We start from the raw sequence: 8827 nt of genomic DNA on the forward strand, positions 1-8827 counted from the left end.
TTTTGTCTGTTGAAGGCATGCTCACCACCTACCCCTTACTGTGTTCGGGCGAAGAAGGCCCAGTACCACGCTTGATACCGCGCGGCCCCATCACACCCCAGATAGCCAGGCCGACAACAGGCAGCGCTAACAACAGCAACGCCCACAACGCCTTCGTCACATCGGCCTTGTCACTGCGGAAAACGCTGACAATGGCCCAGAGATCAACTAGCAGGATGATCACTGCGACCGCGATCCAGAAATACGTCACAGGCTCGGTCATGATCGTTTCTCCTCTTCACATGTAGGAGGGGCTCCAGCGCTTGCGTGTTACTACAACCCCATACCTCTGCAGAAGCCAGGCGTTGGAACAAAGTTCAGGACGTTTTAATCGGTCATGACCGGCGGGCCGCCGCGCTGAACCAAACTCGCCGCAAACGCGTCCACCACAAAACATGCAAGGGGTGACGTGTGATGACCGTAGACCCTGTAGTCGAAGCACTGGATTACCTCAAGGCCCACAAGCTGCTGCTGACCACTGCCGAATCTTGCACGGCCGGCGCAATGGTCGCCCTGCTGGCGGAATTACCCGGCACCGGGGAGATCCTGGAAAGCGGCTATGTGGTGTATTCCCCTGCCGCCAAGCAGCGCCTGCTTGGGGTGAGCCCGCAGACCATCGAAAGTTATGGTCTAACCAGCGAAGCCGTTGCGTGGGAAATGGCTATGGGAGCCCTGAAGAACAGCGATGCCACAGTGGCCATTGCTACTACCGGGGTTGCCGGCCCCTCAGCGCAGGGCGGCGTCCCACCTGGCACATTGTGCTTTGCCTGGGCGTTTGCTGGTGAGCCAGGAGCAGTGTTTACCCTAAGTCAGCGCTTCTTTGGCGAGCGCGCGGATGTCATGCGCCAAGGCGCGCGCTTCGGCTTGTCGCGCCTGGCGCACTATCACCAACGCTGGTTGCGTGGCGAGCACGCATGAGGAACAGGACCATGGATGATGATGAACTGCTGTCCAGGCACTATCCGGTAGAAGAAAACATGCGCATGCAACAGCGCGTGTGGCGCTTCGAACGTGCGGGGTGGTGGTGCCTGGTACTGATGGTGGTGCTGGCGTTGCTCGGTCTGTTTGGCAACGGACCACTCAGTGACGCAACGGCCATCAGCACTGACGGCCGCGTGCAGGTGGAATATCAACGCCTCAGCCGCAGCGGCACCACTGACAACCTGCGTATCACCGTCCGCGGTACGTCCGCGGAGCCTGTGATGGTGCTGCTGGGCGGCAGCCTGCTGCGCGAAGCAAGTATAGAGACACTGCAACCTGAGCCACAGGCATCGCTTTCTCAGGGAAAGGCCCTGCTGCTGCAGCTTGGCACCAGTCGAGACGGCGTTGCCACGCTCTACCTGACATTGCGCAGCGAACATGTCGGGACGCTTGAAGGTGTCGTCAGGGCCGGGCCAAGCAGCACCGTTCGCTTTTCCACCTTCCTCTACCCGTAGGAGTGGGCCATGGACTCCATCCTTCGCGCAGCAGCCATGTATGTCGCCCTAATGCTGCTGTTTCGTGTGGCGGGTCGGCGCTCGCTGGCAGACCTGACCACGTTTGACTTCGTCCTTCTACTGATCATCGGCGAGGCGACCCAGCAGGCGTTATTGGGCGAGGACTTTTCCTTCACCAACGCGATACTGGTGATTGCTACGTTGATCGTGCTGGATGTGGGCCTGTCGCTCGCAAAGCTCAACGCAAAGCCCTTGGCGCGGCTGCTGGATGGCCACGCCACCCTGGTGGTGGAACAGGGACGCTTTCTGCATAGCCGCATGCGCCGAGCGCGGTTGACCGAAGATGACATCCTCGAGTCGGCGAGGGACAGCCAAGGCATAGAGCGTGTCGAGCAGATCAAGTTCGCCATCGTCGAGCGAAACGGCAAGATCTCCATCATTGCGCAGGAATGACCTCATCGTCGGGCCGCAGCAGGTACTCCATCAGGGCGAGAGCACAAGCGGATATTCCCTCCACCAGGACCATCTCGAAACCATGAGTGTTTTCGGTCGGAATAGCGATACACCCCGCTCGCGCATCGGTACCGGTGCTCAGCACCGCGCTCGCATCGGATGCGAAATCGACCAGTAACGCTGGCTGCGGCCTGTATCCGGCCTTGTGTGTCGCAGCCATCAAGGCCTGCACCACACTGCGGCTGTAGTAGCCCTTCTGGTCACCGGTGTTGATGATGGGGTCGGCTGACAGCTTGGTGCCATACTCATCGAGCACCGGTCCGACCTCCACGGCGATCGTGGTATCGCCGGGTAGCCTTGCTGCTGCGTACATGGCGCCGGCATTGGATTCTTCCTCCAGCGTTGTCAGCACGAACCACACATCCTGGCTCAGCTCGTTGCGGCGCTGCAGCAGCAGGTGCGCGCAATGAAGCACCGCCGCCAGCGGCGCGCGGTCATCGAGGAAATGCGCAGCGATGCAATCGTGAACCTTGAACGGCTTTCGCCAATGCTGGCTGAGCACCACGCGGGTACCCGGCCGAACGCCCGCCTTGTCCAGCACCTGCCTGGACTGACGTGTCACCACGTAGACATCCTGCCACTTCACAGCGCCTGCAAGGACGTCACGGCCATTGGCACTACTTCCGCTGTTGTGCATCGAGCCGTACGACAGCACGCCTGCAAGCACCTGCCCATCACCGAGGATATCCACCGGGCAGACGCCGAAGCTGATCGGCTGCGCACCGCCCAACGCCAAGACCTCCAAGGTGCCGTCCCGCCTTACCTTTTTGACGATCATCGCGATCTCGTCAAGGTGGGCCATGACCCGTATTGCCGCGTCCGGGCGGGCTCTGTTGGTGCTGCGAACAACGCCAACCAGGTTGCCGGCGTTATCGGTCGACAGCTCATCACGACAGGCAGCCATCGCCCTCCGAGCAACTTGACGCACCTCGTCCTCCTGGCCGCCAGGGCCGCGGGCGTTCAGCAATTCTTCCAGTAACGGCAAGATCTCCATGACCATCCCTCGTGGGTTCAGATACGCACCGGTAGACCCCCGCTCCTTGCCCATGTTCATGTCAGGTAGCTAGGGCGGCACTATCGGCTGCTCTAACCAACAGCGCGTTCGTACTTTCGTGCGCCACAAGTCGAGGAAATAAACCTTTGGTGCGTTTCGTCAGGCCTAGAGAAATTCGTTTGAGCGAAAGACCACCCAGGTGACGTCGGAAATTGAACACAGACTTTCCTGTGTGTGAACCGACATGAGGTGAAAGATCATGGCTAACAATCAAGGCAACCGTGGCAACCAAGGTGGTACTGCACAGAACAACCCAGGCAACTTTGCCAATGACCGGGAAACAGCATCGGAAGCCGGTCGCAAAGGCGGCCAGAACTCGGGAGGGAACTTCGCCAATGACCGTGAACGCGCATCGGAGGCTGGCCGTGTAGGTGGCCAGCATAGCCATGGCGGTGGACGCACGAGTGACGACAACCGCTAGCCTCAATGAAAGCCAGGGCGAACCTCCGCCCTGGCTTTTTTCATGCCTGCTTTTAACCGCAGCATCCGCCACCCAGCGGTGCGCTGATCGCCCGCTTGGAACCTTGCGGTTTGAACACCACTCCACCAGTAGCAACCGTACTTTAGCCACTGATGATGAGGTGACTTATGAATGCAATCGAATTGCTCATCCAGGACCATCAACTGGTCAAGAAGCTTCTTGAGGAGTTGTCCTCGACCACCGAGCGCGCGGTGAAAAAGCGCGCCGAACTGCTTGATCGTATCAAACAAGAGGTGAGTATCCACACCGCGCTCGAAGAAGAGATCCTGTATCCGGCGATCAAGCAGGCGGGCGGCAAGGAAGAAGCGAAGATGTACTACGAAGCCAAGGAAGAACACCGTACGGTCGACTCGCTGGTCTTGCCAGACCTGCTGCATACCGAAACCGGTACCGTGGAGTTCGCCGGCAGGGTCAAGGTAATGAAGGAGCTGCTGGAGCACCATATCGAAGAAGAAGAAAGCGAATTGTTCCCGACGGCCCGGAAGCTTCTGGGTAAACAGCAGCTGGAGGAACTGGGCCAAGCCATGGAGGTGCAGAAAAAGCTCCTCAAGAGCGAACAACGCGCCGCCTGATGCAGGCCTGCGCGTTCACTTGGGCGCGCAGGTCTTTTGCTCAAGTACCATTGCTTGTCGCAGGGGATTACCCAAACGTTTTCACCCGCAACGCGCTTTCCATGCGGTGTACCGACTGATCAACGGCTGAACGCTTAGGCCGTGCATCAGGATGCTCAATGCCACGACGGACAGCACCAGGTCAGTACTCTCTCCGGCGAGAGGTGTCGCAAGACCATGGTTTAACGCGTAGAACAGATAGTACAGGCTGCCGACCCCACGGATGCCGAGCCACCCCAAAAGCCCCCGCTGCAGCAATTTCAAAGATCCCCCTGAAGAAAGAATGAGCACGCTTAAGGGACGGATGACTATAAACAACGCGCCGCCAATGTAGAGCGCCCGCCAATCCCAATGCTCCAACAGGACGACGCCGAGCAAGGTCACCAGAAAGACTTCCATGGCCCGCTCGACCAAGCTACCAAACGCGAGCATATCGCCCAGCATGATGCCGGCAGCAACCTGAGATTCGTCGAGCTCTTTCACATTGCCTTTGACGGCAAGCTCCGGCGCCAGATGCTGATGGCCCACGACAGGTTGCACCAGGTGCTCGGCAGCCGGTTCGAGGGGCCCGGCGGAGGTTTGAACCTCGGCCTGGCGTAGGCCAAGTCCCGCCGCAAACACCGCGAGAAACCCATACCCCTGGAGCGACTCGGCAACGACATAGGCCAGCGCCACCAGGGCCAGGGCCAAGTAATCGTTGGGCGACACTGTACTGTCTTCGTTGCGCGTACGCAGGTAGAGGGTCAGTTTTCCCAATCCGCGCCCCATCCAGTAACCGCACAGAACGCCGCTTGCCACCGCCCAAAGCATGTCCTTGATAAGCCATTCGCTCAGCCAGGGCTGTGTATCACTCTGCTGCAGGATCAGACCAAGTATGACAAAGGGGAAGGCAACGCCATCATTCAGGCCAGCCTCTCCAGACAAGCTGAATCGGACGGGGTCGTCATCCTGGGCGTCGGATACCTGTACCAGCGTTGCGAGGACCGGGTCCGTCGGTGCAAGGATTGCCCCGATCAACACCGCAGCGCCCCAACTCAGGTCAAGCAAGTAATGCAGGGTCAGAGAGACGCCTGCGATACACAACACCATGACCGGACCTGCCAGAAGTAACGCAGTCCGCCATGCCCGGCTGCGCAAAGGTAACCGAAGTTTCAGTCCGCTGAAAAACAGTGAGAACAATACCGCTACTTCGGTCAGGTGCTCTAGCCAACCACTCGCTTCGGCGACCTCCAGATGAAGAAACCCCAGCCCAGGAGAACTGAGCGCCATACCCAGCCCCAAGCAGACCAAAGAGGTCGTCACAGGCATCCAGCGCAGGTACGAAGATGAGAGCGCAAGCAGAAGCAGGACGGTCCCGAGCATGGCGAACCAGACGATAAAGGTCATCTGAGCAACTGCCTTGAAAAGTTCTCGATGAGCTTTTGACTGATGGTGGCGCGGGGACGTTCCGCCGGGCCTTCAGTCCCCATCGGCTCGCCAAATGTAAAAAAGATTTCAAGCCTTTACTGCGGTCAGAACAGAAAGGCCCAGGAGAGAAGCATCATGAAATTCGCAAAGTTCTGCCAATGGCTCGCCAATCACGCCGGCAAGCCAAGCACATTTTTGATCGCCGTCTTTTTGATCGGTATGTGGGGGCTTTCAGGGCCATGGTTTCACTACAACGATACGTGGCAGCTCATTATCAACACCTCGACGACCATCATCACATTTCTCATGGTGTTCCTGATCCAGAACACCCAGAACCGTGACAACGACATCATCCACCTGAAGCTAGATGAGCTGATACGGGCCACAAAATCAGCCGCGCAATCGGTTTTGGATCTCGAGGATCTGGACAACCGCCAGCTCCACGCTCTGAGGAGAGAATACCGAGCCTTGGGCAGCAAATGCGAAAGCGACCCGGGTAAACCCCTTGATCCACAGCCTGGCAATTCCTCTCGCAACAACCACCAGCGCTAAGTGCGATTTGGGTCGTTTACGGCGTAACCACGGCTGCAGCAGATATCAAACCTTGAGAGAGCTTCTGATTGCGCCCGTAGCTTCTCAAGGGACCAGGGCTTAAAGAGATAACTGACCGGCGGAGTTACCCCCGAAGCATCAAGCTGATATCCAGAGGTAAGAATGGCAGGTAATCCAGGCCATTTTTCATGGACCATAGAGATAAATTCCATTCCTTTTATGCTGCCTGGCACGCCGTGATCGGCGACGATAAACGAGCACTCGCCATTTATGCCCATCAGATGAATCAGGGCATCTTCAGCAGTGGTAAAGGCATCGCAGTCGGCACCGAGTTGCAAGATATCTACAAGCACAGTGCGGAGCGTTCCGTCATCCTCCACCACAACAACCTTTTTCCCTGAGAGCGACAATCCTTCTGTGTTGAGCTTCATCGGTCCATTCCAATCCATGTGGATATTGGAGTGTTCCACTCATTGATTGACGAGTCGATGGCGGCGAAGCGCCAGTTGATTCACGATCCTTGGCAAAGGTAGTTCAGCTCAGTAGAGGCCTCTCGCATAAAGATCTCAATTGTCTTAGGGCCCACACCCTCAAAATTGAGTAGCCAGCGCGTAAACCCTTCGAGATCTTGAGTACGCTCATGCAGATCTCGTAGCTGATGGCCTAATTGCGTGTTCAACGCCCCGGCCAGCGCCTTTAGCCGCCGCGCCGTAGATAGGTCATACCGAGCGTAACCGGCTTCGCCGAGGATCCTCACGAGGGTCGAATGGTGGCAGCCTGCAAGCTTAGCCGGTGTATCCAGGCCGTGCTGATCGACCACCTTTGGTAGGCGTGCACTGCAATCGATGCGCGAATCCGCTTCCCCATAAGAAAACTGGCAACGAGCCATCGGTACAGTCCGTTTTCGCCCACCAACTCGATGCCCAGATCAGCTGCCGTAATGGTGTTCAACCTTTGGTACGACGAGGATCAGCTGATCGCGGATAGGTCCGTTCTTCATCGATAGTGCCGTCGGCTTTGTGAATTTTCACCGACGCTTTCTTGCCTTCAAAGAATGCTGGAAGTGCGCTCACCAACTCTTGTTTTGTCGCTGCCCGCATCGAGGCGCGGTCTGCACTGACCTTTCTCAACTCCCACCCATCGGCCGACGGGCTCACATGATATGTATCCATGGCGGTACTCCTTCTGGGATAAATTTCCGGCTCATTCAGCCTCGATGTCTTGTTCAGCCTCAACAGCATCTGTTTCTTCAGCATCATTTAACGCCGGCGAAGCGGGCTTCAGGGGATCATTGATGAAGGGAACGTTGCTTGGCCCCTTCTCTTCCGGACCGTCAGTTTCAGGTTGCATGGCTTGCTCTCCAAAGCTCACTTTCGGTGGACACAATGCCGAGCTATTTACATTCGGCCGCTACTGAGAATTTGCTGATATCAATGGGCTGCGGAACAAACTCGGGCCCTTGCCCCGCGGGCCGCCACTGTACATTCGAGATACCGTAACGCTCAGCCATAGGGCGGCTGACCAACTTGATCTTGTGCTGACCAAACCTCGGAATGATGCCAATGCCTGCGTCACAGCTAGCCCAGTGCCAGGCTAGGGTGTTGTCCATCTTTTCAAGACGAATGATGAATGTCCGACGCTCGCCGTGGACCTCGTACTCAATGACGTACAACTGCTGTCCAGCCACAAGAATCCCTCCCATTGAATCCACTTGCTATTGAGGTGGGAGGGAACTGAAAAATTCCTTCGAAAAGTCAGGCGGTAGCTGGAGGCAACGCTGGCAGATTAGCGCCCTCAAATCAGTTGCAGCGGATCATTTTTTCAGCCGGCTCACGCGAGGCCATTAGCCTTCAGCGACCGTGACTGCGCGCCGGGACCTCGGGATCAGTACTGCCCTGCGCTCTCGGATTGGCACGCATCGCGGCCTCCCTCGGAAGGCATTGCGAGATACCGCACCTGTTTGGAGAAAGACGGCTCATGGGCTCGGTCGATGTTCTGTCGCGCCATCAGTCGCCTTGGGGCCAGGCTTCGCAAAGGACGCGGCGATATCCCGTGCCAGCGCGACACCCCATGACATCGCGGTGGTCATGGATTGACCTGGCCTCGCCTTGTGCGCTTCCTCGTGGAGGCAAGCACCGTCCGGCCCATAGATGCCAATGAACAGTTCAGTGGCACCCACACGGGAAAGCCGGACCTGAACATCGATGGTCAACCCGAATTCGAGCACTTCAGTATGTGTACGACTGTGCAGCTTGGCATCCGCCCAATCCCAGAAGGTCTTGCCCCTCGATCTCATGACGTTCTCCGCTGGCATGAGATCCAAGTAAGGCACATAAAGCGAAGCGACCCTATGCCAGCCATCAGGACGGTCGGACAGTTGCGCCAGCTGATACATCGGGACAATCAATCAGGGAAAAAACGCATTGCCCGGTGAAGCTCGTTGATTGCATCACCAATATGCTCTTCATCCACCCAACGCCCGCGAGTGCCGGTGAGAAGGCCGCCAATGGCATGAAGCCGCAGATCGTTGGGAGGAATCCCCCTGACCGCTCCGGCAGCCAGTAACGCAAACACCACCTGTTCCAGTGCCGCTATTCGTTTCGCTTCGTCATCCATCACGTTCCCCCTCTGTCAGCCCTCAACAGTTCGGTCACTTTGCCAAGGGAAAGAGCGATCGATATGACCAGTGGCACGAAATACCGGGGTGCGTTGCAGCGCCAGCCCAAAACTCCCA

At 57.6% G+C, this 8827-nt stretch carries 14 protein-coding genes and 2 pseudogenes; 6 read left to right on the top strand and 10 right to left on the bottom strand.

Annotation, left to right across the window (positions count from 1 at the left end; all coding sequences use genetic code 11):
* Window positions 1-28: 28 nt before the first annotated feature.
* Window positions 29-262: a PLDc N-terminal domain-containing protein gene (locus tag BMY03_RS06005; protein ID WP_023629589.1), complete on the bottom strand. Its 234-nt coding sequence runs from the start codon at window positions 260-262 to the stop codon at window positions 29-31.
* Between the two features lie 191 nt (window positions 263-453).
* On the opposite strand from BMY03_RS06005, the gene BMY03_RS06010 reads away from it, so the two are divergent.
* Genes BMY03_RS06010 through BMY03_RS06020 form a run of 3 tightly spaced genes read left to right on the top strand, consistent with a single transcriptional unit; the run spans window position 454 to window position 1928 of the window.
* Window positions 454-957 carry a CinA family protein gene (locus tag BMY03_RS06010; protein ID WP_094010533.1) on the top strand — a complete coding sequence of 168 codons (504 nt, stop codon included), beginning with the start codon at window positions 454-456 and terminating at the stop codon, window positions 955-957.
* Between the two features lie 11 nt (window positions 958-968).
* Complete coding sequence (locus BMY03_RS06015; RefSeq protein WP_094010534.1) at window positions 969-1475, top strand: hypothetical protein; 507 nt, start codon at window positions 969-971, stop codon at window positions 1473-1475.
* Window positions 1476-1484: 9 nt separating this feature from the next.
* Complete coding sequence (locus BMY03_RS06020) at window positions 1485-1928, top strand: DUF421 domain-containing protein (RefSeq protein ID WP_094010535.1); 444 nt, start codon at window positions 1485-1487, stop codon at window positions 1926-1928.
* Here the strand turns inward: BMY03_RS06020 and BMY03_RS06025 are convergent.
* Window positions 1912-2982, bottom strand: coding sequence for a M28 family peptidase (locus tag BMY03_RS06025; RefSeq protein WP_094010536.1), 1071 nt, complete (start codon window positions 2980-2982; stop codon window positions 1912-1914). The two genes, BMY03_RS06020 and BMY03_RS06025, sit on opposite strands and share 17 nt — an antisense overlap.
* Before the next feature lie 283 nt (window positions 2983-3265).
* On the opposite strand from BMY03_RS06025, the pseudogene BMY03_RS06030 reads away from it, so the two are divergent.
* Window positions 3266-3463 (top strand): annotated as a pseudogene (locus tag BMY03_RS06030) (con-10 family general stress protein); the annotation flags it as partial.
* Window positions 3464-3630: 167 nt separating this feature from the next.
* Window positions 3631-4095, top strand: a complete 465-nt coding sequence (locus BMY03_RS06035; RefSeq protein WP_023629595.1) for a PA2171 family ribosome-binding persister protein — start codon at window positions 3631-3633, stop codon at window positions 4093-4095.
* An 81-nt stretch (window positions 4096-4176) separates the two neighbouring features.
* On the opposite strand, the gene BMY03_RS06040 is transcribed toward BMY03_RS06035, so the two are convergent.
* On the bottom strand, window positions 4177-5520 hold the full coding sequence (locus tag BMY03_RS06040; RefSeq protein WP_094010538.1) for a cation:proton antiporter: 1344 nt from the start codon (window positions 5518-5520) through the stop codon (window positions 4177-4179).
* A 156-nt stretch (window positions 5521-5676) separates the two neighbouring features.
* On the opposite strand from BMY03_RS06040, the gene BMY03_RS06045 reads away from it, so the two are divergent.
* Complete coding sequence (locus BMY03_RS06045; RefSeq protein ID WP_094010539.1) at window positions 5677-6093, top strand: low affinity iron permease family protein; 417 nt, start codon at window positions 5677-5679, stop codon at window positions 6091-6093.
* Here the strand turns inward: BMY03_RS06045 and BMY03_RS06050 are convergent.
* From BMY03_RS06050 to BMY03_RS26070, 7 genes and pseudogenes are all read right to left on the bottom strand, one after another.
* Complete coding sequence (locus tag BMY03_RS06050) at window positions 6090-6524, bottom strand: DNA-binding transcriptional response regulator (RefSeq protein WP_094010540.1); 435 nt, start codon at window positions 6522-6524, stop codon at window positions 6090-6092. The two genes, BMY03_RS06045 and BMY03_RS06050, sit on opposite strands and share 4 nt — an antisense overlap.
* Window positions 6525-6604: 80 nt before the next feature.
* Window positions 6605-7044: pseudogene (locus tag BMY03_RS26555) on the bottom strand (DNA methylase).
* Window positions 7041-7265: a DUF2188 domain-containing protein gene (locus BMY03_RS06060; RefSeq protein WP_031314749.1), complete on the bottom strand. Its 225-nt coding sequence runs from the start codon at window positions 7263-7265 to the stop codon at window positions 7041-7043. Before BMY03_RS06060 ends, BMY03_RS26555 begins: the two are co-directional and overlap by 4 nt.
* Window positions 7266-7296: 31 nt before the next feature.
* On the bottom strand, window positions 7297-7443 hold the full coding sequence (locus tag BMY03_RS26315; protein WP_177182887.1) for a hypothetical protein: 147 nt from the start codon (window positions 7441-7443) through the stop codon (window positions 7297-7299).
* A gap of 43 nt (window positions 7444-7486) precedes the next feature.
* On the bottom strand, window positions 7487-7780 hold the full coding sequence (locus tag BMY03_RS26560; RefSeq protein WP_031314751.1) for a DUF6555 family protein: 294 nt from the start codon (window positions 7778-7780) through the stop codon (window positions 7487-7489).
* A 288-nt stretch (window positions 7781-8068) separates the two neighbouring features.
* Window positions 8069-8488, bottom strand: coding sequence for a hypothetical protein (locus tag BMY03_RS06070; protein WP_323873488.1), 420 nt, complete (start codon window positions 8486-8488; stop codon window positions 8069-8071).
* Window positions 8489-8496: 8 nt separating this feature from the next.
* A complete protein-coding gene (locus BMY03_RS26070; protein WP_023629602.1) occupies window positions 8497-8709 on the bottom strand; it encodes a hypothetical protein in 213 nt (70 codons plus the stop codon).
* Between the last annotated feature and the right edge of the window lie 118 nt (window positions 8710-8827).

This window comes from Pseudomonas soli, from assembly GCF_900110655.1.
Lineage (GTDB): Bacteria > Pseudomonadota > Gammaproteobacteria > Pseudomonadales > Pseudomonadaceae > Aquipseudomonas > Aquipseudomonas soli.

Excerpts from the sequence above, each read along its gene's own strand:
- BMY03_RS06005 (WP_023629589.1), bottom strand. The coding sequence starts at position 262 with ATGACCGAGCCTGTGACGTATTTCTGGATCGCGGTCGCAGTGATCATC.
- BMY03_RS06010 (WP_094010533.1), top strand. The coding sequence starts at position 454 with ATGACCGTAGACCCTGTAGTCGAAGCACTGGATTACCTCAAGGCCCAC.
- BMY03_RS06015 (WP_094010534.1), top strand. The coding sequence starts at position 969 with ATGGATGATGATGAACTGCTGTCCAGGCACTATCCGGTAGAAGAAAAC.
- BMY03_RS06020 (WP_094010535.1), top strand. The coding sequence starts at position 1,485 with ATGGACTCCATCCTTCGCGCAGCAGCCATGTATGTCGCCCTAATGCTG.
- BMY03_RS06025 (WP_094010536.1), bottom strand. The coding sequence starts at position 2,982 with ATGGAGATCTTGCCGTTACTGGAAGAATTGCTGAACGCCCGCGGCCCT.
- BMY03_RS06035 (WP_023629595.1), top strand. The coding sequence starts at position 3,631 with ATGAATGCAATCGAATTGCTCATCCAGGACCATCAACTGGTCAAGAAG.
- BMY03_RS06040 (WP_094010538.1), bottom strand. The coding sequence starts at position 5,520 with ATGACCTTTATCGTCTGGTTCGCCATGCTCGGGACCGTCCTGCTTCTG.
- BMY03_RS06045 (WP_094010539.1), top strand. The coding sequence starts at position 5,677 with ATGAAATTCGCAAAGTTCTGCCAATGGCTCGCCAATCACGCCGGCAAG.
- BMY03_RS06050 (WP_094010540.1), bottom strand. The coding sequence starts at position 6,524 with ATGAAGCTCAACACAGAAGGATTGTCGCTCTCAGGGAAAAAGGTTGTT.
- BMY03_RS06060 (WP_031314749.1), bottom strand. The coding sequence starts at position 7,265 with ATGGATACATATCATGTGAGCCCGTCGGCCGATGGGTGGGAGTTGAGA.
- BMY03_RS26315 (WP_177182887.1), bottom strand. The coding sequence starts at position 7,443 with ATGCAACCTGAAACTGACGGTCCGGAAGAGAAGGGGCCAAGCAACGTT.
- BMY03_RS06070 (WP_323873488.1), bottom strand. The coding sequence starts at position 8,488 with ATGTATCAGCTGGCGCAACTGTCCGACCGTCCTGATGGCTGGCATAGG.
- BMY03_RS26070 (WP_023629602.1), bottom strand. The coding sequence starts at position 8,709 with ATGGATGACGAAGCGAAACGAATAGCGGCACTGGAACAGGTGGTGTTT.